The organism is Pasteurella oralis (assembly GCF_042681465.1).
In the GTDB taxonomy this organism is placed as follows: domain Bacteria; phylum Pseudomonadota; class Gammaproteobacteria; order Enterobacterales; family Pasteurellaceae; genus Pasteurella; species Pasteurella oralis.
In genome coordinates this window covers 68,722-95,043 of the sequence record NZ_JBHUFP010000010.1, presented here as the reverse complement: position 1 = coordinate 95,043, position 26,322 = coordinate 68,722, and the positions used below count along the sequence as shown (strand labels likewise).

The following is a 26,322-nucleotide window of genomic DNA, read 5'->3' as shown; positions in this document are numbered from 1 at the left end:
CATGGGTATGAAAGATTGGTTTAAAAGTAAAAATAAAAAACCTGAAGTAAATAGAGAAATCGCCACAACAGGCGATGGACAGGATGTTACAAAAGGCTATGTAAATGCACTCGCACAACCTGAAGATGGCGTATTACGTCTTCGTGGTGGGGATTTAAGCATATATGAACAAGTGTTAAGTGACGAAGAAGTAAAGCGAACATTTACACAACGACAAGATGCGCTCATTGCGAAAGAATGGATTGTTGAACCAGCATCAGAAGAACCACAAGACATTGCTGCAGCGGATTTCATTCGTGATTGGGTGAATAGCATTGGCTTTGACCGTGTGACTAAACTAATGCACTACGGTGTGTTTTACGGCTACGCTGTTGCGGAATTAATCTATCGCATTAATGAAGAAGGGAAATATGTTGCCGATATCAAAGTACGTAACCGTCGACGTTTTCGCTTTACTCCCAAAGGTGAATTGCGCTTATTAACAAGGGATAATCAAACAGAAGGTATAGAATGTTCTGCGCCGTATTTTTGGACTTTTTGCACAGGCTCCGATCATGATGATGAACCTTACGGTATCGGTCTAGCTCATTGGCTTTATTGGTCAAGCTTATTTAAGCGTAATGGTGTTAAATTTTGGCTCATTTTTTTAGAAAAGTTCGGTATGCCGACCGCACTTGGGCGTTATAGTAAAAATGCCAGTCCAACCGATCAAGATAAACTGCTTGAAGCAATTTACTCTATTCAATCCGATAGCGGTATTATCGTCCCCGCAGATATGCCAATTGAATTATTAAGCGCAGGACGTAGTGGTACAGGCGATTACAAAGCCTTATTTGACACAATGAATGAGTCTATCCAACGGATTGTGCTTGGACAAACGTCCTCATCAGGTGGTACACCTGGCAGACTTGGTAATGATGAGTTACAAGAAAAAGTATTAGAATCGATTATTAAAGCGGATTCTGATGTCATCTGTGAATCATTTAATCATGGACCTGTGACCTGGTTAACCGAAATGAACTTTGCTAATGCCAAGCCACCTCGGGTTTATCGTATATTTGAAGAAATGGAAGATTTAACGGATAAAGCTAAACGTGATCAGATTGTCTTTGAAACCACGGGCTATCGACCAACATTGGCACAAATTGAAGCCAATTATGGCGGAGAATGGGAAAAAGCAGAAGTTGAAAGTGACCATCCTGCCCCAGAAAAGACAAATAAGGCGAAAAAAACAGCAGATTTTGCAGAGCATCAGCATCATCATAGCGATATTCCCGCGCAAATGACCGATTTGTTGGGTGAGAACTTACAGCCTGTTGTGAGTGATTGGATTAAACAAGTAAGAGAATTAGTGAATAACGCCACTTCACTTGAACAAGTGCGCGATGAATTATTGACACTCATGCCTGAAATGTCGCTTGAGCAATATACTAATACACTGGCAATTGCATTAGGTGCCGCACATTTAGCGGGGCAAAATGCCGTGATTGACGAGGTTAAAGATGAATACCGTGTATAGTCGTTTACCTTTCCGTGAGCAAGTCGAATTTTACAAGCGTAAAATTCCAACACCGACAGCCACGTGGACTGATATTTATGCCGCAGAGCATGATTATGCTGCCGTGGTTGCAGGGGTTCATCGTCGGGAAATCATTGAAGATTTTGCAACAGCCATTCAAGATTTTATCGAAAATGGCAAAACACTTGAGGATTTTCGCCAAGCTTTTGATGAAATTGTTAAAAAACATCAGTGGGAATATCAAGGTGGACGCAACTGGCGCAGTCGCGTGATTTATGAAACCAATTTACGTTCTAGTTATCAAGCGGGGCGTTATGCACAACTTGATGAAATGCGAGAGTCAATGCCGTACTGGGAATATGTACATTCCGATGCGGTGATACACCCTCGTCCTGAACATATGGAATGGGATGGGTTGATTTTACGTCACGATGATCCATGGTGGAAAACACATTTCCCAATTAATGCTTGGGGTTGTCAATGTTCAGTAATTGCTCGTAGTCAGCGCTATATAGATAAAACAGGTTTGAAGATTGATACAGCGCCACCCTTGCAATTAGAACAAAAAATTGTTGGCGCACGTTCTGGAAATCCACGATTAGTGAATGTACCGAAAGGTATTGACCCAGGTTTTGAATATGCGCCTGGCGCTTCTAGACTAGAAAGCCATGTCCCTTTTAATCGTGATAGTGATGACAATACAAAGCGTGTAAGTGTTTTTCCAGCACGTGCGCAAACAGATATTGAAATGCCTTTACCTCGTAAGTTAAGTAGTGAGAAAATCCTCCCTTCAGATCAAAGTGATGAATTTTATATTCAGCATTTTTTAAGTGAATTTAATGCGACTAGCGGTAAACCTGTTGTTTTTTTTGATGTCATGCAGGAACCTTTGGTGATCAGCAAGTCGCTTTTTACTTCACGCAGTGGTCATTCAAAATTGAAAAAGCGAGGTCGTGAAAAATATATGCTTTTGCTTGCTGAAGCATTAAAGTTTCCTGATGAAATTTGGGTTCAAGCTGAATATTTTCACGACATTAAACATCTTGTTGTTCGACGTCGTTATATTTCACGTATTGAAATTGAAGAAAATGGCGAAATTATCCCGACACTTGCTGTATTTGAGGTGGGGAAAAACGGCTGGATTGGTATAACTGACTTCGTAGCAGAAAAGGCAGATTACATTAAACAAGTACGCTCTGGTATATTGCTTTATCGTCGAGAAGAATAAAATAAAAAACCTCACTAGCTGCCACAAGTGAGGTATGTCGAGGAATTGGAGGACTTGGCAGAGTCGTACTTCCTCGTTTCAAATTAACTATAGGATGAAATATGAGTGGCGTCAAGATTGAAATAAACACAGTACATCTTTATAAAGTGATTAATCAAGCGATGAACACTTTATCTAAGCCAAAAGCCATGTTTGCAGAAATGGGCGAAGAATTACTATCAATTCACCGTATTCGCTTTCTTCAACAACAGTCACCTGATGGCACGCCCTGGCAGCCTTTAAGTAAAGAATATAAGCAATCTAAGCGTAAAAACCCCGATAAGATTTTAACGCTTGATGGACATTTAAGTGAAACATTACGTTATCAAGCCAGCAATGATGGTGTAGAATTTGGCTCAGACAGAGTGTATGCCGCGATTCACCATTTTGGTGGCAGTATTCAGCCTAAAACAGTACATGCTTTACATGTCGGTGGTCGCTTTTTCAAAAATGTCACGATTCCTGCGCGTCCATGGTTAGGTATTTCAAAAAAAGACCATGCTGAACTGCTAAATATTGCTCGACATCACATTGAAAACGCGATTAAGCCCTAAAACGTGTAATTTCGCATTATTTGCTGAGATGTGATAAGTTATTGCTTAAAATTGGTTTGGTGTGTTTATAAACGTTTATAAACGCTTAAAAACACGCTTTTATCTCCACCTCACTATACCTTTCTCAATATTCTCTCTTTTATTTTTCTAGACGCGTCCAAAATACAAATCTTTTTACATTCTTCATACTAGACCTTGTGATAGTTAAAACAAGGTATTCAGAGCAATGAAATTAACCAAAATGGCAATTATGAAACTCGGCACACATACAGCAATGGATGGTCGAGAAATCTCATTTACGGCTGACATGCTCAATGATATTGCCACAAGTTATGATCCTCAACTTTCGGAAGCTCCCATTGTCATCGGGCATCCGAAACTAACCGCACCATCATATGGCTGGGTAAAACAAGCAAGTATTGAGGGCGATACGCTTTATGCACACGTCGGTCAAGTAGAAGCGGCTTTCGCTGATGCTGTTAATGAAGGGCGTTATAAAAAACGCAGTGCTTCAATCTTTTTGCCTGACTCACCTGGCAATCCTAAACCTGGTCATTATTACTTAAATCATATCGGTTTTTTAGGCGCTGCCCCACCTGCTGTAAAAGGATTAGGGGATGTGAATTTTGCTGCAAGTGATGCGGAAAATGCCTTTGCCGAATTTTCATTTGATATTGAATCCATCAACCATCAACCACAGGAGAAACCCATGGATAAAACCCCAGAAGAAATTGCGGCAGAAAAAGCGGCTGCAGATAAACAGCGTGAAGATGAGCTTAAAGCGCGTGAAGCGGCACTTAAAGCGCGTGAGGATAAAGTCGAACAAGCTGAAAAAGAGCAAAAGCAAGCCGCAAAAGCAGCGCTTGAACAAGATGCCGCAAGCTTTGCTTCAGAAATGGTTAGTAAAGGCAAAGTGTTACCCGCACAAAAGCAAGCGTTAATTGAAGTACTCGTGGCAAATGCTAATCAGCCTATTTCATTCTCAGATGGCTCTCAAACGGTTTCTAAATCATCTGTTGATGTTATTAAAGAAATTATCTCGCAAAAGCCTATGGACTTCTCAGCTAAATCTAATGAGGAAGGCGAAGAGCAAGGCGCAGTTGATTTTGCTGATGGCGCGTCTATTGCAAGTGCTGCCAGTGAATATGCAGCAGAGCAAGCACAAAAAGGTATCGTTATTAGTATGACCGATGCAGTTAATCACATTATGAAAGGGAAAAAATCATGACACAAATTCAAGGTTTAATCGTGGCATATGTCACTGAAGGCAGTGTTAATCGCTTTACTATCGTTTGTCATGGTGAAGCGAAAGACAGCGCCAAACAAGCAACAGCACACACAGATAAGTTACTCGGGGTGTCAACACGATTACCAAAAGAACCTGGTGAACATATTGATGTTGTGCGTTCTGGTATCACCCCAGTTGTTTATGGCGATACCGTGAAACGTGGTGATTTTGTCACAGCAGATAATCAAGGGCGCGCAGTTAAAGCTACCAACGGTCAAGCTTATATCGGTATCGCAGAAGAAGACGGTGTAGAAGATGACCTAGGCAGTATTTTGGTCACAAATGGTGTATTCACTGGCTAACTCGACATAGTTTGGTTTGAATGAAACAAAATTTCACTCTTTGAAAAAAGGATAGAACATATGAAAGCAGATTTTCCAATAGATCCAGTATTGACTGCAATTTCGATTGCATATCGCAATCGTCGCATGATTGCAGATCAGGTTTTACCGCGTGTTACTGTCGGTAAACAGGAATTTAAATATAGAAAACATAATCTTGGTGATGCGTTCACATTACCAAAAACACATGTTGGTCGCACATCACGCCCAAATCAAGTTGAATTTGGTTCAACTGAGCAAGCCAGTGCGACAGAAGATTATGCATTAGATGCACCAATCCCCAATGTGGATGTTAAAAATGCACCTAAAGGTACTAATCCAAAAGGCAAAGCAACGGAATACACAACGAATCTTATCGAGTTAGATCGTGAAGTGCGCACGGCAGGTCTTGTGTTTAAAAAAGCCTCGTATCCTTCTGGTTTAAGTAAAACATTAAGCGGTGCAGAACAGTGGTCGCATGATGATTCCAAGCCAATTATTCAATTAACTGAAGCGCTCGATATTCCTGTGATGCGTCCAAATATCATGGTTCTTGGGCAAAAAGCAGCAACAGCATTGCGTATGAATAAAAGCATTGTAAAAGCTTATAACGGTACGCTCGGTGATGAAGGTTTGGTGCCACTTGAGTTTATCCGTGAGTTATTAGAACTTGAACAAATTCTTGTTGGTCAAGCACTTGTTAACACTGTTAATGCGAACAAAAAACCTGTACTCGCCCGTGCGTGGGGTAATCACTGTTCATTGATTTACCGCGATTCACTTGCTGATGCAACCAATGGCATTACTTTTGGTTTCACAGCGCAATTTGGTACGCGTGAAGTGCGAGAAATTGAAGATAAAGACATGGGTTATCGCGGTGGTGTCCGTGTGCGTGTTGGTGAATCTGTTAAAGAACTTATCACCGCGCCAGACCTCGGATATTTCTTTGAAAATGTCATTTAAGTTTGGAGCATTATGTATATCTCACTTGCACAATTAGCCGAAAAACCAGGTGTTGTTGAGTTAGCACAAGTCACCGCGCAGGTAGGACAACCGCCTGCCGACTGGCGTATTATCAGCAAAATCATTGATGGCGAAGATGTTGCGAGTGAACAACCTGTGGCAGTTGAAAAAGCGCAACAGTCAATCGCCCGTATCGACGAAGTGATTGCAGACTCCAGCGCGTTAATTGACGGCTATTTGCGTCAACGTGGCTATAAGCTACCGTTTAAGCAAGTACCACGCATTTTAACTACATGGGCGCGCGCAATTGTCCGCTACTCTCTTCATCAGCATTTGCCATCTGAAGAGAAAAATAGCCCGATTGTGCGTGACTATCGTGATGCCTTGAAATTGTTGCAGCTGGTTGCAGAAGGTAAGTTTTCGCTAGGGCTTGAAGATACGCTGGCGGAGTCTTCTGGTGAACCAAAATTTATCAAACGCGAACGTGTTTTTACGGCAGAAACGTTGAAGGATTATTAATGCAATACGGACCATTTGATTTAAAGCATGTACTTGAGCAACTCAAGCCCTTACAACAAGAACATATTCACACCTTAGGTTCTACCGCGGAATATCGTTCTCTTTCTGAGTTAAGTATGGCGGGGTTAGCAACCCCCGCTGTCTTTGTTGTACCAAATGGTGAGGTCGGTCATCAAAATGACATTGCGGTACGTCAAATTGTCACCGTGAGTTTTTCTGTCATTGTTATTGTGCAATCGTATCAATACAGCAACGAAATGCCACATTTAAATGTTAGCAACCCTGTTATTGGCAAAATCCGCGAACGGCTGATGGGCTGGGTGCCGCCAGTGAAAGGTGCAAAAGAAACTTTCTTTGTGCGCGGTGACATTGTTGATTACACCAATTCTTATCTAGTCTGGATGGAAACATACCAAACCAAAATCATCATGGGGAGAAATAGATGAAAAAAGTTAAGTTAATTAAATCACATATTCATGTAGGTGTGAGTCACTCTGCGGGGGATGTGCTTGATGTCACCGATGCAGATGCACAATTTATCACATCTCGTGGCATTGGTGAGTTTGTCAAGAAGAAAAAAGATGACAGTAAAGAGAAGGATAAACAATCCACATCTGAAAGTGATCAAAAACAAGCCGAGGGTGATAACAAATCACTTGATACAGATAACAACTTAAATGATGGAGAAAATAACGATGAGTAGAGCGGAAACATATAGCTATGGGCAAGGCAAGGTCTACCTTGCGGAGCGTTTGCCTAGTGGTGAAATTGGTGCACAGCGTTGGGTAGGTGATGTGTCTGAGTTAAGCATCTCGTTAAATGTCGAAGATTTCCCGCATAAAGAGTCATACAGCGGCAATCGTCAAGAGGTGCGGAAGATTATTACAGCGAGAACTGGCGAAGTATCGGCGAAGTTTCACGAATTAAGCGCAGAAAATTTGGCATTAACATTACTTGGTCAATCTACGAAAGTTGAAAGCGGTTCTGTCACAGGCGAGAAGTTACCTGCCAAAATTCAAAAAGGCGATCGCATTTCACTTGCACATCAAAAAGTCAGCGCAGTGACAATTGGTAGTTTAGTTGAAAACACCGATTTCATTGTTGATGCAACCTTCGGTGCCATCGAGTTTTTAAAAGACATTAATAGCAATACTGATACGGTTTCGTATAGCTACGGCGAAGTGTTGAATGTTGCAATACTCACTGAAAACCCGAAAGACTTGTTCTTGCGCTTTGAGGGGCTGAACTTAGCAGAAGACAATGAATGGACGTTAGTTGAGCTTTATAAAGTGAACTTTAACCCGACAGACGCGCTTTCGCTTATCAATAGTGGAAATGAGCTTGATGCATTAAACGCTAAAGCGAAGATTTTAGCGGATACGACAAAAACAGGCGATAAAACACTAGGTCGCTTCGGTCGTATTGTCAAAATCAACAAGTAATTAACACTCTCGGCAACGTGCCGAGAGCCTTTTAAATCAGGTTTAAACAAGGTTTAAAAATGACAAAAACAGTAAAAGACGAACTTAATATTCTGTTTCCAAACGCCAACATTAATATTGCTGGCGTAGAGGTTGAAGTTAAAGAATACACGCTACTGCAGCAGCTACAACATCACGCACAATTAATGCCGTTTATTCACTCACTACGCAAAGCAATGGCAGATAAAGCGAGCTTTAGTCTTGACAAGCTCATGTCTTGTATCAGCGTGCATTATCAAGATGTACTGGAGCTTGTTGCGTTATCCACTAATCAGTCGATTGAGTTTATTCAAAATTTGAAAGGCGAAGATGCGGAATCGCTTTTAATGCTTTGGTGGACAGTTAATAGCGATTTTTTTACCCGCAAAGTGTTGCAGCCGACACTAGAAAAAATGGCAGTAGCACAAGTCGAGACATTGACTTCGGCGAGCTCATCGAGCACTTAATCGCTAACGGTCATCGTTTTTCTGACATCCAGCACTATACCGCACGTCAGATTGCCCTTTTCTATGAAAAATCACTGCAACGTGAACGCAGAGCACGCGCGGGCAGAACAATAGATACCTGTTATGGCGTAAATGGCGGGAAAGAAATTCAAGAGTATATAAACCAATTGACCGCATAAAGTGCGGTCAATTTTTAAAGCGGGTTATGTTGTGGCAAATAAAATGGCGAGTAAGGCAACTAAAGGCTCTCTAATTATAAACGCGATAACGCCCATCACTGCGGTGACAAATAAGCTTAAAAGGACGGCTTGAAGTGCAGTCACTACACCGAATAACGCAAGAAAAAAGCTGATAGAAAACGGCAGTGTCACAATAACAGTCACTATTAGCTCAATATAAACATCATATTTTTTATTCATATAAGAGCTCCTCATGTCGAATTTAACACTTGCATTAAAAATTAAAGCAGATTTAAACAATGCGTTGAACAATTTTAAAGCACTTGAAACGGAATTGCAACGCACGGGTAAATCAGCGGGCGCGCTGGGCACTAAAAGCGGAATTGGCGCAAAAGGGCTTGATGCGCTAGGTAAACAAGCCGATAACGTCACAAATAAGCTGGGTAAAACCCGCGCAGGCATTGAATCTATTAGTCGACAACTTGCGCGATTGCAGCAACTTTCTACTGCGTTTATTGGTATTAATCTTGGTGCAAGCGGTATTCAATCACTTTTTAACACAGCAGATGCGTACAATAACTATGAAGCGCGCATCCGCCTGGTTTCACGTTCAAACAAAGAGGCACAGGGCACGTTTCGTGAACTCATGCAAGTAGCAAATGATACTGGTCAACTGTTTGAAGCAACCGCCGAGCTTTATACACGCGTTTATCGAAGCATGGGCAGTAATGCCAATAGCGCAGAAATTCTTCAATTCACAAAAACCATTCAGCAAGCACTCGTCGTCTCGGGTGCGGGCGCACAAGAAGCCAAAGCGGCATTAATTCAGTTATCACAAGGGTTGGCATCAGGGACATTGCGCGGTGAGGAGTTCAACTCGGTAGCAGAGCAAGCCCCCGTTATCCTTGAAATCTTACAAAAATCACTGGGTAAAACGCGTGGTGAACTTAGAAAAATGGCAGAAGACGGTGAGCTGACACCGCAGCTCATTTTAGCTGCCACAAAAGAAGCACAAGAGCAAATTCAAGCGCAATATGAGCAAATGCCGAAGACTATTGGTCGTGCAGTCAATGAGCTTTCAAATGCGTGGTTACAATTTATCGGTCAGGCGGATAACGCGACATCTGCTTCATCACTCATTGCTTCTGCAATATCTACACTCGCATCTAGCTTAGATGAACTCGGTGCAATCGCTATTGTAGCGGGCGCGGTATTTGGCGTACGACTTCTTGCATCATTAAGAAAAGTGGCTATTGCGTATGTTCAAGAACAAGCAGCCGCAACAAAAAGCACGCTTGCAACAAGGGCGAAAGCACAAATTGATGTCATGGCGGCAAGGTCTGCACATATTGCAGCAGTAAAAGAGCTTGAGCTGGCGCGAGCAAAAGACGCTGGTTATGCCTCATCAAAACGTTTAACACTGGCAATGCAAGCAGAAGAAGCAACAACCAAAAAACTGGCATTAGCTAAAGGTATGCTCGCAAAAGCCGAAGCATCAGCAAAAGGCGTGGGATTGGCATCTCGTCTTGGCGCGAGCGCGCTTGCATTTGTTGGCGGTGGTTTTGGTGCGGCAGTGTTAGCAACATTCGGCTTAATCGCGGCTTATCAATATCTTAAAGCGAAAGAAGAGGAATTAGAGGCGCAATACAACCAAACACTCTCATCGATTCAGTCACATATTGATAAGACAGGAGAACTGATTGAAGCGCGTCAAAAACTTGGTGAAATCGGTGGCTTTTCAGACCGAATGGCACAGCTAGAGAGCAATAAAAAAGCACTGGATGATGCCAAAAAAGAGCTTGAGCTACTCAAAGCAAAACGCGCGCAATTGCAAGAAATCAATCAAATCAGTGGGTTTGGACTTGCTGATTCATCAAAGCTTGACGAATACAACAAGAAAATTCAAGAGCTTGAAAATCAAATTAATAAGCTAACAACTAATACAAAAAGTCTCGGTGAAATCACCGAAACACAACTTGCAGCGGCATTTGATGCCGCCATCGAGCAAGGTGGCGCATTGGCTGAAAAGCTAAGAGAAATCGGTGATGCAAACGCAAAAGAGGCTATCGAGTTATTAACGCCTGTCATTAAAGACGCTGAAGAGCAAATGAAATCAGCAAGCTCAGAGCTTGACGAAATCAATGTCAAACTCGGTAAGGAGCTCGTGAATGTCACGCAAACTGCAAAAGAACAACTCTTATCGCTCGGCGAAAAATTCATGGCGATGGCGCGCGATGCAGGTTTAAGCGGACAGGTGCTTGATGCATTCAATAAAAAGCTTGAAGAAAACTTGCAATTAATTGATCAGATTGAGCAAGCCAAACAAGATAAAAAATCAGCCAATTATCTTGAGGGATTAAGAAAAAGAGCGGCTACAGGTAATCTTTCAACAAGTGGAAAAATAAAGTATGAGAATAGAGAAAACAAATTAACAGGAAAAGATCTTGAAGAAGCCGATGCATTAGCCGTTCAAATTGAGAAAGACGAGAAAGCGCGTAAATCCAAAAATAAAAAAACAAAATACGACGCTGATGCCAAAAACCTTGAGCTTAATATTCAATATCTGCGCTTAACGGGACAAGAAGTCAAAGCAAATTTAACTGACATTGAGGGGCGTTATAACAAGTTGCTCGCCGAGTTTCAAAAAGCGGGCAATGTCAAAGGTATTGATTTAATCAATAAGATACTGCCGCTTGAGCAGGCAAAAGTGCAGATTGATGGTGTGCAGTCTGAAATCAATCGTCTTTTTCAAAACCAGAGTGCGCAAGAACAGCGCATTCAATCACAAGTAAGCACGGGTTTAATCTCTCATCTTGAGGGGCAACGTCAACTTAAAGAAGTCTATGCGCAGACGGTTAAAGAGATTGAAAAGCAGTTACCGCTATTAGAGAAACTTTCACAAATGCCTGGCGCACAAGGTCAGCAAGCGCGCAATATGCTTGAGCAAATGAAGTTAAAAATTGTTGAGCTAAAAACCGCAGGCAACGACCTAGAAAAGGCGTTCAAAGACGGTTTAACACAAGGCATTCAAAGTTCACTTATGGGACTCGCACAAGGCACCATGACGTTACGTGATGCGATTAAAAACCTTGCTTTAACGATTGTAAACAGTATGGCGCAAATCGCCGCACAACAGCTTGCGATGCAAGCAACCAGTGCAATTGGCGGCTTTATTGGTGCGGCAGGTGGCGCAGTCGCGGCGGCAACGGGTGGCTATATTACAGGACCAGGCACAGGCACATCCGACTCTATTCCTGCGCGACTCTCAAATGGTGAATACGTCATTCGTGCGGCATCGGTATCGCGCTATGGTGTCGATTTTTTACATGCGATTAACCGAGGTCAGTTGCGTAAATACAGCACTGGCGGGCTGGTATCAATGCCGAAAGTATCAACAAGCAAAGAGCCAGGGCTGACACAAGCAATGCAAAATAACGGTGGTATGCACGCAGTGGCTTCGCCAGTGCATATTCAACAAACACTCGCAGTTGATAGCGCAGAGCTCTTTACCGCGGGCATTAATACTCACACGGGCGAGCAAGCGGTATTGACGGTGATTCGCGCCAATAAACAAACACTTAAACAAGAATTATCTTAGAGGTATAAACATGGCATACGAAACAGGCACGGCGCAAAACGAGCGCGATTTACTCGATAAAATCAATACATTCTTAACAACAAATCAAGAGCTTGTGCGTGATGGTCAAGCCTGGACTGTGCTGTTAGACAGAACGCTAGATGCGACACCGACACGCAAAGCGATTCGTCAAATCGCGTGGAAGTCTACGGGCACAGGGATTGAACAAGATATTTATCTGTGTGCGTCAACTGACAATCTGATTGCACAAGATACGTTTAATATTAATTTCTGGGGCGGCACATTCTTTAATAGCCAATTTATGACAGCAACAGACATTGAAATGGGTTTGATTAACTCATCCCCTGGTGTTGTGTTATTTGCTGATGATCGCGCGATTGAATATCACATTGTCGCTTCTGGGCGCTGCTGCAAGATTATTACCCGCATTTCACAAGTGTGTTCTAGTGCGTATCTTGGCTTTATTTTACCGACTGTGCCGCCAACCGAATATCCGTACCCGCTTTGTGTGGCGGGTTCAGCAGCATTAAAACAAGGTGATAATCGTAAACTCACGCGCTATTCACAAAATGACCACTTTGTCTCTTCTATTGTTGATCCTAGATATGGTAACTGTTGGCTAATGACACCCGACCAAGCCTGGCGTGATTTTTTTGGTTCACGCTATGAAAATATCACATCGGATTCAGCAAAACAGCGTTTATTCCCGACATGCAATTATCGCCAGACGTGGTATGAAATCCCTTACTCACAAGATAGACTCGGCGCGGCACCAGGTGAGATTTACCCATTAATTCCCGTTGAATTTATTAGTATGCCAGATTCAAGTCAGGGGCTAAATCGCTGGGGAGCAATGGATGGCGTGTACTGGGTGCCAGGCTTGCAACGCGCCGCGGGTGATGTCATTGAAAGTGATACAGATAACTTTAGAGGCATTGTATTTAACGGTGCATTTCGTGTGTCTGTGCGTGATTTTTTTGTCATTGAAACAGGAGTATAAAAATGGCTTATCAGACAGGTACAGCAACGTCAGTCGCAATCTTGCTTGAAAAACTAAAAGAATTTGCAGAAACGCAAGGCTGGACAATTAATAAATATACTGCCACACAATTATATTTAAATAACACTGATGGTTATTGGGCATTGGAATTTAAAGATAAATTGCTTTTTACCATAGCTTGCACTGGCTTTGACAATCATCGCGATGCATTTAATCAACCTGGCAGTTCTGCTAATCCGCAATCTGCATTTCGAGAAGTCAAAACGGCGACATCACACTTAGAAAATGGCAATTTTGTCTCATACGATTTTTTCGGTACAAACCAATATTTACACGTAGTTGTGCAGATTGAAGCAGAACGTTTCCGACACTTCGGCATTGGCACGTTACACAAAGAAGGTGTGTACACAGGTGGTCAATATGCTTTTGGTACTTACATGGATAAAGGTTATGAGCAATATAACCATTACAATCATAATTTTGGGTTTTCATCAGGCAACGAGCGTTTTTTACCTGTTTTACGTGCAGATGGCTTGGCAGATGAAACGAAAATCCCGTGGTATTTTTGCCCTAGTGATCAATGGGTAGAAAGCATTAAAGAAAAAGATTTTGGCAAAGCATTGTTGACGCTCGGTCGAGCAACAATGTACGGCACGGGTAGAACATCACATCCAGATTTAGATTTAGTTAAATGGAGTCAATCAAAGTTTGGGCAAATGCTCATTCCGTGTCCGCATAGTTTAATTGCGCATTGTAAAGATGGCGTATTGCGTCGTTTAGGTATATTACAAGACAGATATGAATGTACGATGAATGGTATTGCACCGCGCCAAATCTTAACAATGTTGGGTGAGCGTTGGATGATAGTGCCGAGCGCACGCTATGATCATCGAATTAAACATGAATTAGAAAATGGATTAGATAATTCAGGTGTGCAAGGCGTCGCATATCGTATTGTTGAGTGAGTATAAAGATGACAACAATTAAAGGTTATAAAGTCACGCATCAAGGCACAGGCTACGGCAGTTTTCTAATTGGACTCACAACATATCGTGCGGCAACGCCGCGTATTATAAAGTCAAAGGCTGTTCAATATGGTACAAAAGGTGCGACAGTTAAGCAAAACTTAACCAAATCCATAAAAGCATACATTGTGCCAAATTATTACAAGACACTTTATAGTCGTGTGTATGTCATCCCGCATATCGTCAATCTCGGCTCTATTTCAATTGAGCAAATGTTTGATGTACAAGTCTGGAATGCCAACCGCCATGCTGTCAATTTAACATTAATTCAGGCGCAAAATGCAGAAGGTATTGAATTTAATGGGGATAAAGCACCGTTAAAATTTTACTCGCTTGCACTGAAAAAATGGACGGTTAAAGTCTCAATGAATGGTCCTGCAGTAATTGACGCGCTTGCTTCGTGGCATTTTGTTAATCACTCACCTGTCACGCTTAACATCACAGGCTTGCGCTCGACTGAATGGGCGTTTTTCCCAGATTGGAATGAAAATGTCGTCGAAAATTTGCATTTTTTAACGACTGTACATCAGTCAATCACAGGTGCCGAGCAACGCATTGCAAAACGCTTATCGCCTCGCCGCACCTTTGAATTTAAAGTCACAGCTGAAGGCAGTGAGCGGCAATTGTTTGAAAATATGCTCTACGCCTACGGCTCGCGTGTCTGGTCCATGCCGATTTTTACCGATTGTGCAACGCTGTTACAACAAGTTACGCCAGGCGACCGTGAAATTCAAATCAAAACAGCAGGCTATGATTTCACTATTGGCGGTCGCGTATTATTGATGAACGGTAAATTAAAAGAAATGGTCGAGATTGTTGGGCTTGAAGCAGAAAAACTGATTTTAAAACGCCCTGCGGTGAATCACTTCGACATTTACACAGCGGTTTATCCGTTGCGTGCTGCTGTACTCACGGATATGCCGCAAGTGAGCCGCTTAAGTGATGGTGTTGCAACAGCACAAGTACGCTTGCAATTACATGAACATAACGCGTATTCGGATGATATTGCTCATTTACCAATATATCGCAATCACCCCGTACTGGAGCCAACCAGCGAATGGTCAGAAGATGTCACAGCACAATATCTGCGTTTAATTAAAATGCTCGATAATGAAACGGGACTGCCGTTTTATCTCGATACGGCACGCAAGGCATTTCAAATCACTAGTCATCGTTTTGTGCTTCAAGGGCGCGAAGCGCAACGCAAATTGCGTCAATTATTCTACTATTTGCGCGGCAGACAGCGAGCAATTTGGGTCGCAACATCAACAACCGATTTCACATTAAAATCAGACATTCTTGTCCGAAATGTTGATATTGCATTTATGCATTACACATCAACACTCAAAAATCAAACTGGACGTCAAGATATACGCATTGAATGCACAGATGGCAGTGTGCACTATCGTCGCATTGTTACCTCATCAGTTGTAGATGAAACAACAGAACGACTGTCGTTTGATGGTGACGAGCTTAAAATCAAGCGTGACGATATCGCTAAAATCTCATTTCTCACGCTTTCTCGACTTGAAAGTGACCAAGTGACATGGACACATCACACTGACGCAGATGGTGTTGCAACGGTTGCAGTGAGTTTTCGCGGATTGCGCGATGAATTAGAAATTTAAAGCAATTTTAAAAGAGGTTTAAAGATGAGTTTTTTAGACAAAGAACATTCAATTGCTGACGGGCAACCTGTGACACTTTATCAGTTTATCCGCGGTGACAATGAGAAAATTTGGCGGTTTTGCGACGCGGACAAAGACATTGAAGTCAATAATGAGAAATGGACCGCGACTGCGATATCAGACACGGGGCGACGCACAGGTGAAAATATTAACATCACATTACCAAGCAATAATCCCGTAGCATTACTCTATCGCGGTATACCACCGAGTCAAACGGTTAAAGTAATGATTATGCGGCTGCATTATGAACAACAAGAAATGCGTGTAGTGTGGGTCGGTACAATCATTGAAGCGAAACGCCCAGATGTGCATAAAACCCAGCTTATTTCAGCAGGGCTTTCAGCTACGATGGAAAGCGCAGGATTGCGACTCACGTGGGGACGTAACTGCCCGTATACACTATATGATTCTGATTGCCAAGTGAACCCTAAAAATTTTGCTGTAGCGGGACTGATTATTAAAGCATTAAACGGCACAACATTGACAGTTGATGTGCCAGCTGATTTGCCAGAGGGTTGGTTTAATGCAGGTTTTATTGAGTGGATTGACAGTGACGGCGTACGTGAGGTGCGCGCGGTGACGACACATAAAAACAATCAAATCACGCTGATGGGTGGCACACAAAAGCTCTCGGTTGGCATTGCTATCAAAGTGTACCCTGGCTGTGATGGTCGACCAAAAACGTGTTTGAAAAAGTTTAACAATATGCTCAATTTCGGTGGCGTACCGCACATGCCAAACAAGTCACCATACGATGGCTCTCGAGTATTTTAAAGGAGGAATAGATTATGCCAGCAGCAATCGGATGGGCAATCGTACGCTTTGTCGTAGTGATGGCGCTCAGTTATTTAGTCAATCAAGCCTTCGCACCACGACCGCGCAGCGCACAAGGTGTGGAGGCGGTATCAAGTGAAGACTGGAACTTCCCACAAGTTGATGAAGGGATTCCGCAATGTGTGTTTTTCGGTGATTGTTGGACAGAAGATTGGCAGGTGCTGGCTTACGGCAATTATCGTTCAAGTCCGATTAAAAAGGGATAAATAATGGAAAAGCTAATTATTACAATGCAGGATATGCGTCGAGTGGGTTTTTGTGCATCTGGTGTAGAGACATTTTTTAAACGCGAGAACTTGGATTTCAATCATTTCTTGCAACACGGCATTGACGCACAAGTGTTACTTAATACGGGCAGTGTCTTTGCGCGAAAATGTGTTGCTGAAGCAGAAAAAGCACGGAGTGATAAATAATGGGTGGAAAAAGACGTGGTGGCGGTCCAGTAACAGTTGGCTACCGATATTATTGGGATATTCAATCGGGCATTGGGCGCGGACCTGTTGATGAAATTGTCGAACTGCGTGTCGATGATAAAACGGCGTATGTTGGCAAGCCAGGCGAGCTTACACAATCTAAAGCGATTTATATTAACAAGCCTAACCTGTTTGGCGGGGAGGCAACAGGCGGCGAAGGTGGCATTCAAGGGCGTATGGAAATTTTAATGGGTGAGCCTGACCAAAAGCCGACACAGATGTTAATTAATCTACTTAAAGGTGTGCATAACCCACCGCTCTGGTCAGCACTAAGCGGCTCTGCGCGTAAAAAAATAACAAAAAAACAGCAAATTGAGCAAAGTGAATTTTTCTCGAATAGCGATATTAAAGCGGGTGATGTTAATCCAGACGATACGATTCCAGGTTTTCGTGGAATCGTCACAACAGTATTCAGTGGACTAATCAGCTGCTATAACGCTTACCCAAAGAAGCACAGTTATCGTATCCGTCGCGTTAAAAAAGGCTGGGGAAATGGTACAGCATGGTATCCCGAAAAAGCACTGATTTTACTGCGTAACGATAATTTAAAAATTTCTGGCTTAACAAAAGAACAAGAAGAAAATGTCCGTCAAATTCACGCCATGAACCCTGCGCATATCTTAGTTGAATGCGCAACAAATAAATCATGGGGCGGTAAAAAAGACATCGCGGAACTCGATATCGAAAGCTATAAAAAAGCCGCGGACGCACTCTTTGATGAAGGCTTCGGACTTTGCATTCGTTACAATCGCCAAGGTTCAGTCAAAGAGTTTGTGCAACAGGTCATAGATCATATTGGCGCAGTGCAATATGAAGATGTGAAGACGGGTAAATATGCCGTAAAGCTGATTCGTAATGACTATAATGCAGATGAGTTGCACACATTTAACTACAATAACGGTATTTTATGCGTACAAGATGATGATAACGCGGCGACAGACAACGCGGCAAATCAAGTGATTGTGAAGTACATTGACCCCGTAACAAATAAAGAAGACAAGGCAATAGCAAACAATATCGCATCAGTACGTATGCATGGGGTAATAACGAAAACCGTCGAATACAAAGGTATTCCGACGTTTGACTTAGCTGCACGTGTGGCACAGCGTGATTTAGAAATCGTGGCAAGTGGTCTAATGCGGCTAAAAATTGTGTTTGATATGCGAGCCAGTGAACTTGCGCACGGTGATGTGTTTAAGGTGCATCTACCAGACCGCGGTATTGAGAGTGTAGTTTTTCGCGTGAGTCAGATTGAAAATGGACGCGAAGAGGGGGAATTCATCGTCACATGCATGCAAGATGTATTTGGTTTGCCTGCGGCGAACTACTCAACACAAAAAGCAGAATCGCTTTATATCCCGCCAGATTACAGTGCTAAACCAATCGTACACAGCCGCGTGTTTGAAATCCCATATCACGTCTTCCCGCTTGTATTCAGTGATGCCGAGCTTGCCTTTATTAAACCGACGGATTGTTTTATCGCAGCAGTAGCAGACACATCGACCCCACTTTCTATTGGCTTTGATATTTTGACTGACGCAGGTGGCGGTTTTAATGTCACAGGCGAAGGCGATTTTACGCCGTCTGTTGTGCTTACAGAAGCTATTACAAAGTATCAAACTGATATTAAATTTAACGAAGGTGGACATGGTTATGCGCTCAAAAATGCAGTCGCATTGATGATTGATGATGAAATTGTCAAAGTAGAATCGGTGGATTTAAAAACGCTCACAGTCAAAGTCGGGCGCGGTTGTGCGGACACTGTGCCACAGGCGCACAGCGCAGGCGCACGAGCGTGGTGTTATTTACTGGCAAGTGGCGAAGACAATACAAAATACACGGTCAATGAACAGTTAAACGTTAAGCTTTTAACAAAAACAGCGCAAGAAACGCTCGCAGAAGATGACGCACAAGTGCTTACAATCACCACACAACAGCGTCAAGCAAGACCATACCCGCCAGGCAACGTCAAAGTAGATAACGCATTTATGGATAATATTGCTGACAGCTCGGCATTTATTATTAGCTGGGCACACCGTGACCGCGACGTACAAGCTGATAATTTGATTTCGCACACGGAAGATAGCACGCTTCTAGGTGATGGCGTCAGTTATGAAGTTGTACTATTAGATGGCGATAATATCGTACGTACAATTACAACAACTGAATCACAATTTGGCTATCCAGATGCGGAAAAAGTCGATGATGAGCAGTTTAATAGAATAACGCTCTGCTCTATAAAAAACGGTTTAAAAAGCCTGTTTAATTACCAATTCAATGTCGCGGGTGCAATGCAATTGTTGCATGACTATGACTATAGACGCGTATTTACTCAAGGTAATGGCTATCTAAATCGCTATGACGATAATGATATGCCAGGCGGTAAATACATTATGCTGTCATCAAGCAGCCGACCTGATACTGTGATTTATCAATCATTTGCGGTTGAATCTAACAAGTACTCACGCTTTGCACTCTCTTATAAGATTGGTACATACAACAAGCGTAACGGGCTTTGCACAGTCGCAGTCCAGCTTTACAGAAACACAGAGCTTGTGGGCGAATATGTATCAGAACAAATGGGCAACTTTGATAAAAATGAATGGCATGCAAAACAGGTAGCAGAGTCGCTACCAGAAGGCGTGACAGAAATTCGTTTCAAAGTGAATGTCATCGGGTCAATCTCAAATAATGCTATCTCATTTAAAGATATCGTAGTTAGAGGGGGTGAATAGAAAAAGAAGATGAAATCAAACATTTAATAATCACACATTAACTTTAATAAAAATAAGGATTAAATATGAAAAATAAATTAACGCTAGAAGATATCAAATCTGTCATTGTTAAAGCCGAATATCATCGTTTAACAGACAAGCTAACAACATGCGTGTTAACACTAAAAAATGGTTATACCGTGACAGGAGAGAGTGCTTGTGTTGACACTTCAAATTATGTCAAAGAAATTGGTGAGAAAATCGCATACGATAATGCAGTCGATAAAATTTGGATTTTAGAGGGTTATTTATTACAACAAAAGTTATTTGAAAATCAAGCCAGTTAAACACGGGTAGCGAACACACTTTGCGCAGCGTGCTCGCTCTATCACCCACAGAACGCACCTGTAGGCAATAACTATTGCTAGACCCGCGGTCTCAGCCAAGACATGTAAAGTCTAGCGCATTTTTTCAGTATGTGAAAGAGGCTTACAGTATATGAAAAACAATCAATCATTTTATAAACAGGCACCACTTCCGTTTGTTGGTCAAAAAAGACTCTTCTTAAATCATTACATTAACATCATTAACGAACACATTCCTGATGACGGCGAGGGATGGACGATTGTTGATGCTTTCGGCGGTAGCGGGCTTCTAAGTCATGTCACAAAACACATTAAGCCCAAAGCGCGTGTTATTTATAACGACTTCGATGGTTATAGTGAGCGGTTGAAGCACATTCGAGATTTGAATAAACTGCGTCGTATCTTGCTTGAGTTACTTAAAAATGAGCCACGTAGCAAGCAGTTAAGCTGTGATATGAAATACAAAGTGATTCAAGCTATAGAGGCATTTAATGGTTATAAAGATCCGCATGTATTGTCTACTTGGTTATTATTTAGTGGTCAGCAAGTGAGAACATTAAGCGAGCTATACCGCTTGTCATTTTATAATCGCATTCGTTTGTCTGATTATAGTGAAGCACAAGATTATTTTAATGGTTTTGAAATTGTTAATGAGTCATTTCATTCGTTATTACCTCGCTTTGTCGACAAGCCCAAGACACTATTTGTGTTAGACCCACCGTACTTATGCACACATCAAGCAGCGTATAGCATGGATACGTACTTTGATTTGATTGATTTCTTAAGGTTGATTAATCTCACAAGACCGCCTTTTATCTTTTTCAGTTCAACAAAATCTGAATTTGTGCGGTTTGTGGATTTTATGCTTGAAACGAAAACACACAACTGGGAGTCATTTACAGATTATAAGAAGATCAGTATTAATACGTCGACAAGCTATAGTGGTAAGTATGAAGATAATTTAGTTTATAAATTCTAAAGCTAAATACACAAAGTTTATCTATGAGAAATTTATGAATAAAGTATGTCATTCTCGATATAGAAATGACGTAGCGATACCAACAAAAAAGAGAAACCATTTTTTAGTTTCTCTTTTTTGTAACTTAGTTTCAGTATGTGTAACAAAGTAAACTTTCATTTATCGCGCTGAACTATGTCAATTTATCGCGCGCGGCATTAGTAAAAAAAAGAGAAATGCTGTAATAAACAAATAATAATTTAAATAAAAAATATAAAAGCGAGTGAATTATCTGTGAATTTAAGTGGTGGGTCGTGAAGGATTCGAACCTTCGACCAACGGATTAAAAGTCCGCTGCTCTACCGACTGAGCTAACGACCCATGTGCATTTTACTGCGAAGGATTTATGATTAAATTTCAAGTGGTGGGTCGTGAAGGATTCGAACCTTCGACCAACGGATTAAAAGTCCGCTGCTCTACCGACTGAGCTAACGACCCATTTGCATCTTACTGCGAGGGATTTGTTACTAAATTTTAAATGGTGGGTCGTGAAGGATTCGAACCTTCGACCAACGGATTAAAAGTCCGCTGCTCTACCGACTGAGCTAACGACCCACTTACATATTACTGCGTAACGGAGGCTTATAATACTGATTTTATTTTAAGAATCAATAAAAATTTTTATTTTTTTATTCGTTTGTGCGAATAACCAACAAAAAATAAGATTTTAACTTAATTGTATAGATGATGAAACAACTCAACTAACTATCTATGCAAATTGACTCACCGTTTTCTTTATATTGGTATATGGATAAGTGTTTTTTAGGTAATGCTTTAAAAATTGATAACTATCTTCAAAAAAGGCAGCCTTTAGTTAATAATAAAAATAGGGGCTTAAACCAGCCCCTATTTTATAAACTAGAATAGCAAATTAGTATGCTAACACTGCACGACGGTTTTTAGAGTATGCTGCTTCATCGTGACCTAACACTGCTGGTTTTTCTTCACCGTAAGATACTGTTGAAACTTGACCAGCTTGAACACCTTTAGCTGATAAATAGCTTTGTACAGCATCTGCACGACGTTGACCTAATGCAATGTTGTACTCTGGTGTACCACGCTCATCAGTGTTACCTTCAACAACTACTTTAGTTGTAGGCATTGCATTTAAGAATGCTGCATGCGCATCTAAGATTTGAACGTACTCACCTTCGATATTGTATTTATCAAAACCGAAGTAAACTGTGTTGTAACGTTGTTGTAAATCTTGTACTGAATAGCCGCCGAACATTTGACCAACGCTTTCATCTTTTTTAGATAAACCACAAGCAGCTAATACAGCAACAGAACCAGCAACTAATAATACTTTAGTTAATTTTTTCATTGTTTTCTCCTTAGAGTTTTTTATTTAGTTAAATATGGTGACCAAGCAGGGAATTTAACTTGTCCATCATTTCCTGGTAACCGTGCTTTGAAACGACCGTCAGCGGATACCAATTGTAGCACTTTTCCTAGCCCTTGGGTAGAACTGTAAATGATCATGATCCCATTTGGTGAAATACTTGGACTTTCATCTAAGAAAGTGGAACTTAGTACTTCAGTCGAACCAGAAGCTAAATCCTTTTTCACAATATTATCACCACTAATCATAACCATAGCACTACCATCAGCAGTAATTTGCCCACTATAACTGCGACCACCTGAACTTACTAATGATATGCCACCACCAGTAGCACTCATTTGATAAACTTGCGGTGAACCACTTCTATCAGATGTAAACAGAATTGTTTGTCCATCAGGTGACCAAGATGGTTCAGTATTATTCCCAGAACCTCTAGTCAACTGTGAAACCTGTCCACTACCTAAATTCATTACATAAATATTTAAGACCCCATCTTGCGATGATGCAAAAGCTAATCTTGAACCATCTGGTGAGAATGCAGGCGCTCCATTATGACCTTTAAAAGAAGCCACAACTTTACGCGCACCTGAGCCTAAATCCTGTACAACTAATTGTGATTTACGATTTTCAAAAGATACATAAGCCAATTTTTTACCATCATGTGACCATGCTGGTGACATTAAAGGTTGTGAACTGCGATTGACAACAAATTGATTGAAACCATCATAATCAGATACTCGCACTTCATAAGGTTGAGAGCCTCCATGTTTTTGGACAATATAAGCAATACGCGTTCTAAAGGCACCTTTGATACCAGTGAGTTTCTCAAATACTTCATCACTTACTGTATGTGCACCATAACGTAACCATTTGGTAGTTACTGTATATTGATTTTGGCTTAATACTGTACCAACTGTTCCTGTTGCACCAATTGTATCGACCAGTTGATAAGCAATATTAAAACTGCCATTTGCTGGCGTTATATGCCCAACAACAACAGCATCAATACCTAATGATGCCCAGGCTTCAGGATTAACCTCTGATACAGAAGTTGGCTGCTGCGGCATTCTATTGATAGCAATTGGATTAAATTTACCACTATTACGTAAATCAGCCGCAATAATATCCGCAATATCTGCTGGAGCAGAACCAGGACCATTCCATTTAAATGGCACTACTGCAATTGGTCTAGCGCTATCCACCCCTTCATCAATCACAATACGTACTTCAGCTTGTGCTACATTACTTATTATGCCTAACGAAAGGAAAAATAAGAAAAAACGCATTATTAATTTCATAAAATCACCTGTATTAATCACTAATTAGACTAAAATACCCAACTTATCTTAATTTAAAATCAACTGGTACTTTTTTATACTTATTATAAATTTCATCTGTCGGTGCGGGTGGTACTTTCTTGGTTCTAGCAACCGCACTTAGTGCGGCATTACAAATATCATCTGGTCCTGAAACACGTTGATAACTCGCAATGGTACCATCACGTAAAAATTCCACCTCAACAACACAAACTTTATTCGCAAAACTTGGCTCTTTTAAGAAACGACGTTGAATTTCCTTCTTGATAACACCTGCATACTGATCACCAGTTTTACCACCATCACCAGCGCCTTTTGCAGCTCCACTACCTTGTGAACCTTGGCGATTTGTATTACTTCCAACACTTGCCGAACCACCACCAATATCACCACCATTTAAAAAATCATCTAAAGCAGCCTGTTCAGCTTTGCGCTGTGCTTCAGCTTTCGCCTTAGCTTTAGCCTTCTCTGCTTTTGCTTTAGCCTCTGCTTCAGCTTTAGCCTTCTCTGCTTTTGCTTTAGCTTCTGCTTCCGCCTTAGCCTTTTCTACTTTCGCTTTAGCCTCTGCTTCAGCTTTGGCTCTCTCTGCTTTCGCTTTTTCTTCTCTTGCTTTAGCCTCTGCTTCAGCTTTAGCTTTTTCTATTTCTTCTGCTTGTTTCGCTAATGCAGCTAAGCGCTTAGCTTCCGCTTCTGCTTTTAGTTTTGCAGCCTCAGCAGCTTCTTTAGCTTTGGCTTCTAATTCACGTTGTTTTTCTAATGCTTCCTGCTTAGCTTTTTCCTCTGCTTTTTTTTGTTCTGCTAACTGTTTTAATCGCTCTGCTTCCTTTTGTTTTTCTAATTCTAGTTGTTTTTCTAGCTGTTTCTGTTTTTCAAGCTCTTTCTGGCGTTCAATTTCTTTTTGTTTCTCAATCTCTTGCTGATGTAATTTTTCTTTTTGATCATCAATCAAGTCATCTTGCTGTTTCTGTTGATCTATTTGCCCTTTCTTTTGTTGTTGAATCCTTCCCCATTCTTGTGCAGCAAATCCTGTATCGACCATCACAACATCAATGATCTCACCATCACCTTCACCGCCTCCCATAATTTCTATTTTGTGATAGAGCGAGCCTAACACTAACAAACCAAACAAGATAACATGCAAAATGATCGAGATCATAACTGCACTAATATCTGTACTTTGCCGCTTCATTTGCACAATATTACCTATATTAAATTGGGTTTGTCATCAATCCAACAGACTTAATGCCCGCAAGATGAAGTAAATTCAACGCTTTAATGACTTCTTCGTAAGGTACATCTTTCGCACCTCCTACAAGAAATAACGTATTACTGTCTTTTTCAAATTCTTGCTTTGATAACTGGGTCACCATTTCCTCAGTCAAACTTTCAAGACGTTCAGTACCAATCGACAAGGTATATTGTCCCACACCAGACACTTCCAAAATCACAGGCACTTTATCTTCATTAGCAACCTCTTGGCTTTGAACAGAATCAGGTAGCTCTACTTGTACACTTTGACTAATAATCGGTGCAGTTGCCATAAAAATAAGCAAAAGTACCAATAGTACATCTAAAAAAGGAACAATATTAATTTCAGATTTAACATCTCTGCGTTTACGGCGATAAGACATCGATACCCCTAAAACTTTTTGAAAATCGACCGCACTTTACAGTAAATATCAAAGTGCGGTCTAAAAGTTAATAATTTAATTAATGTGTACCATTCTTACCAAAAGCTTGGCGGTGCAGAATAGTTGTAAACTCATCAATAAAATTGCCATAATTCTGTTCTAATTTACTCACACGTAAACTCAAACGGTTATAAGCCATTACCGCTGGAATTGCTGCAAATAAACCAATAGCAGTTGCAATCAATGCTTCAGCAATACCTGGGGCAACCATCTGTAAAGTAGCTTGTTTAGCACCACTTAATGCCATAAATGCATGCATAATTCCCCATACTGTACCAAATAAACCAATATATGGACTAATTGATGCAACTGTAGCTAAGAATGGAACGCGTGTTTCCAGTTCTTCTACTTCACGATTCATTGCAAGATTCATGGCACGTGAGCTACCTTGAATAATAGCTTCTGGCGCATTCGGATTAGCTTGTTTTAAACGTGAAAACTCTTTGAAACCAACATAAAAAATTTGTTCACTACCACTAAGTCCATCGCGGCGGTTTTCTAAACCATCAAACAAGCGATTCAGATCTTCACCTGACCAAAAACGATCTTCAAACGCAGCAGAATCTTTCAGAGCTTTCGTTAAAATGCGACTACGTTGAATAATAATCGCCCACGACATGATGGAAAAAATAATTAAAATTACAATAACAAGTTGAACAACGATGCTCGCTTTTAGAAATAATTCTAAAAAGTTCAAATCTGCAGTCATCACATACTCCAAG

The 26,322-nt window shown here is 41.3% G+C and carries 27 protein-coding genes and 3 tRNA genes; 21 read left to right on the top strand and 9 right to left on the bottom strand.

Going from position 1 to position 26,322, the window contains the following annotated elements; all coding sequences use genetic code 11:
- Position 1: 1 nt before the first annotated feature.
- From ACFSAV_RS08075 to ACFSAV_RS08025, 11 genes are all read left to right on the top strand, one after another.
- Positions 2–1,519: a DUF935 domain-containing protein gene (locus tag ACFSAV_RS08075; RefSeq protein WP_379098300.1), complete on the top strand. Its 1,518-nt coding sequence runs from the start codon at positions 2–4 to the stop codon at positions 1,517–1,519.
- A complete protein-coding gene (locus ACFSAV_RS08070; protein ID WP_379098297.1) occupies positions 1,503–2,747 on the top strand; it encodes a PBECR2 nuclease fold domain-containing protein in 1,245 nt (414 codons plus the stop codon). Before ACFSAV_RS08075 ends, ACFSAV_RS08070 begins: the two co-directional genes overlap by 17 nt.
- Positions 2,748–2,848: 101 nt before the next feature.
- Entirely contained in the window at positions 2,849–3,340 is a 492-nt protein-coding gene (locus ACFSAV_RS08065) for a phage virion morphogenesis protein (RefSeq protein ID WP_379098294.1), read from the top strand.
- Positions 3,341–3,566: 226 nt separating this feature from the next.
- Positions 3,567–4,568, top strand: a complete 1,002-nt coding sequence (locus ACFSAV_RS08060) for a peptidase (RefSeq protein ID WP_379098291.1) — start codon at positions 3,567–3,569, stop codon at positions 4,566–4,568.
- On the top strand, positions 4,565–4,930 hold the full coding sequence (locus ACFSAV_RS08055) for a capsid cement protein (RefSeq protein WP_379098288.1): 366 nt from the start codon (positions 4,565–4,567) through the stop codon (positions 4,928–4,930). The genes ACFSAV_RS08060 and ACFSAV_RS08055 overlap by 4 nt, the downstream gene beginning before the upstream one ends.
- 60 nt (positions 4,931–4,990) lie before the next feature.
- Positions 4,991–5,911: a phage capsid protein gene (locus ACFSAV_RS08050; protein ID WP_379098286.1), complete on the top strand. Its 921-nt coding sequence runs from the start codon at positions 4,991–4,993 to the stop codon at positions 5,909–5,911.
- A 12-nt stretch (positions 5,912–5,923) separates the two neighbouring features.
- Positions 5,924–6,430, top strand: a complete 507-nt coding sequence (locus ACFSAV_RS08045; protein ID WP_379098283.1) for a gp436 family protein — start codon at positions 5,924–5,926, stop codon at positions 6,428–6,430.
- Entirely contained in the window at positions 6,430–6,876 is a 447-nt protein-coding gene (locus ACFSAV_RS08040; protein ID WP_379098280.1) for a phage tail terminator protein, read from the top strand. Before ACFSAV_RS08045 ends, ACFSAV_RS08040 begins: the two co-directional genes overlap by 1 nt.
- Positions 6,873–7,133 (top strand): DUF7210 family protein, encoded by a 261-nt coding sequence (locus ACFSAV_RS08035; protein ID WP_379098277.1) that lies wholly within the window; start codon positions 6,873–6,875, stop codon positions 7,131–7,133. The genes ACFSAV_RS08040 and ACFSAV_RS08035 overlap by 4 nt, the downstream gene beginning before the upstream one ends.
- Complete coding sequence (locus ACFSAV_RS08030; RefSeq protein WP_379098274.1) at positions 7,126–7,872, top strand: phage tail tube protein; 747 nt, start codon at positions 7,126–7,128, stop codon at positions 7,870–7,872. The genes ACFSAV_RS08035 and ACFSAV_RS08030 overlap by 8 nt, the downstream gene beginning before the upstream one ends.
- Before the next feature lie 59 nt (positions 7,873–7,931).
- Positions 7,932–8,357, top strand: a complete 426-nt coding sequence (locus ACFSAV_RS08025) for a DUF6631 family protein (protein ID WP_379098271.1) — start codon at positions 7,932–7,934, stop codon at positions 8,355–8,357.
- Between the two features lie 203 nt (positions 8,358–8,560).
- Here ACFSAV_RS08025 and ACFSAV_RS08020 read toward each other — a convergent pair whose 3' ends face one another.
- A complete protein-coding gene (locus ACFSAV_RS08020; protein WP_379098268.1) occupies positions 8,561–8,776 on the bottom strand; it encodes a hypothetical protein in 216 nt (71 codons plus the stop codon).
- Positions 8,777–8,789: 13 nt separating this feature from the next.
- Here ACFSAV_RS08020 and ACFSAV_RS08015 point away from each other — a divergent pair, with 13 nt between their 5' ends.
- From ACFSAV_RS08015 to ACFSAV_RS07970, 10 genes are all read left to right on the top strand, one after another.
- Positions 8,790–12,134, top strand: coding sequence for a tape measure protein (locus ACFSAV_RS08015; RefSeq protein ID WP_379098262.1), 3,345 nt, complete (start codon positions 8,790–8,792; stop codon positions 12,132–12,134).
- Between the two features lie 10 nt (positions 12,135–12,144).
- Positions 12,145–13,134, top strand: coding sequence for a hypothetical protein (locus ACFSAV_RS08010; protein WP_379098259.1), 990 nt, complete (start codon positions 12,145–12,147; stop codon positions 13,132–13,134).
- A 2-nt stretch (positions 13,135–13,136) separates the two neighbouring features.
- Positions 13,137–14,099 (top strand): hypothetical protein, encoded by a 963-nt coding sequence (locus tag ACFSAV_RS08005; RefSeq protein ID WP_379098256.1) that lies wholly within the window; start codon positions 13,137–13,139, stop codon positions 14,097–14,099.
- 8 nt (positions 14,100–14,107) lie between these two features.
- Positions 14,108–15,787 carry a phage tail protein gene (locus ACFSAV_RS08000; RefSeq protein ID WP_379098253.1) on the top strand — a complete coding sequence of 560 codons (1,680 nt, stop codon included), beginning with the start codon at positions 14,108–14,110 and terminating at the stop codon, positions 15,785–15,787.
- A 24-nt stretch (positions 15,788–15,811) separates the two neighbouring features.
- On the top strand, positions 15,812–16,621 hold the full coding sequence (locus ACFSAV_RS07995; RefSeq protein WP_379098250.1) for a phage BR0599 family protein: 810 nt from the start codon (positions 15,812–15,814) through the stop codon (positions 16,619–16,621).
- 14 nt (positions 16,622–16,635) lie between these two features.
- On the top strand, positions 16,636–16,887 hold the full coding sequence (locus ACFSAV_RS07990) for a hypothetical protein (protein ID WP_379098247.1): 252 nt from the start codon (positions 16,636–16,638) through the stop codon (positions 16,885–16,887).
- Between the two features lie 3 nt (positions 16,888–16,890).
- Positions 16,891–17,094, top strand: coding sequence for a hypothetical protein (locus tag ACFSAV_RS07985; protein ID WP_379098244.1), 204 nt, complete (start codon positions 16,891–16,893; stop codon positions 17,092–17,094).
- Positions 17,094–19,889 (top strand): phage tail protein, encoded by a 2,796-nt coding sequence (locus ACFSAV_RS07980; protein WP_379098241.1) that lies wholly within the window; start codon positions 17,094–17,096, stop codon positions 19,887–19,889. The genes ACFSAV_RS07985 and ACFSAV_RS07980 overlap by 1 nt, the downstream gene beginning before the upstream one ends.
- 65 nt (positions 19,890–19,954) lie before the next feature.
- Positions 19,955–20,215: a Gp49 family protein gene (locus tag ACFSAV_RS07975; RefSeq protein ID WP_379098238.1), complete on the top strand. Its 261-nt coding sequence runs from the start codon at positions 19,955–19,957 to the stop codon at positions 20,213–20,215.
- A 151-nt stretch (positions 20,216–20,366) separates the two neighbouring features.
- Complete coding sequence (locus tag ACFSAV_RS07970) at positions 20,367–21,212, top strand: DNA adenine methylase (protein ID WP_379098235.1); 846 nt, start codon at positions 20,367–20,369, stop codon at positions 21,210–21,212.
- Positions 21,213–21,496: 284 nt separating this feature from the next.
- Here the strand turns inward: ACFSAV_RS07970 and ACFSAV_RS07965 are convergent.
- The 8 genes from ACFSAV_RS07965 to tolQ form a co-directional block, all read right to left on the bottom strand.
- Positions 21,497–21,572 (bottom strand) — tRNA-Lys (locus ACFSAV_RS07965).
- Positions 21,573–21,613: 41 nt separating this feature from the next.
- Positions 21,614–21,689: transfer RNA gene (locus tag ACFSAV_RS07960), tRNA-Lys, on the bottom strand.
- 41 nt (positions 21,690–21,730) lie between these two features.
- Positions 21,731–21,806: transfer RNA gene (locus ACFSAV_RS07955), tRNA-Lys, on the bottom strand.
- Between the two features lie 316 nt (positions 21,807–22,122).
- Positions 22,123–22,575, bottom strand: a complete 453-nt coding sequence (pal, locus tag ACFSAV_RS07950) for a peptidoglycan-associated lipoprotein Pal (RefSeq protein ID WP_379098232.1) — start codon at positions 22,573–22,575, stop codon at positions 22,123–22,125.
- A gap of 20 nt (positions 22,576–22,595) precedes the next feature.
- Positions 22,596–23,891, bottom strand: coding sequence for a Tol-Pal system beta propeller repeat protein TolB (tolB, locus tag ACFSAV_RS07945; RefSeq protein WP_379098229.1), 1,296 nt, complete (start codon positions 23,889–23,891; stop codon positions 22,596–22,598).
- Between the two features lie 43 nt (positions 23,892–23,934).
- A complete protein-coding gene (tolA, locus tag ACFSAV_RS07940) occupies positions 23,935–25,098 on the bottom strand; it encodes a cell envelope integrity protein TolA (RefSeq protein WP_379098484.1) in 1,164 nt (387 codons plus the stop codon).
- Positions 25,099–25,117: 19 nt separating this feature from the next.
- Positions 25,118–25,540: a colicin uptake protein TolR gene (gene tolR / locus ACFSAV_RS07935; RefSeq protein ID WP_101776088.1), complete on the bottom strand. Its 423-nt coding sequence runs from the start codon at positions 25,538–25,540 to the stop codon at positions 25,118–25,120.
- Positions 25,541–25,619: 79 nt separating this feature from the next.
- Positions 25,620–26,309, bottom strand: a complete 690-nt coding sequence (gene tolQ, locus ACFSAV_RS07930) for a protein TolQ (protein ID WP_101776087.1) — start codon at positions 26,307–26,309, stop codon at positions 25,620–25,622.
- Positions 26,310–26,322: the final 13 nt, after the last annotated feature.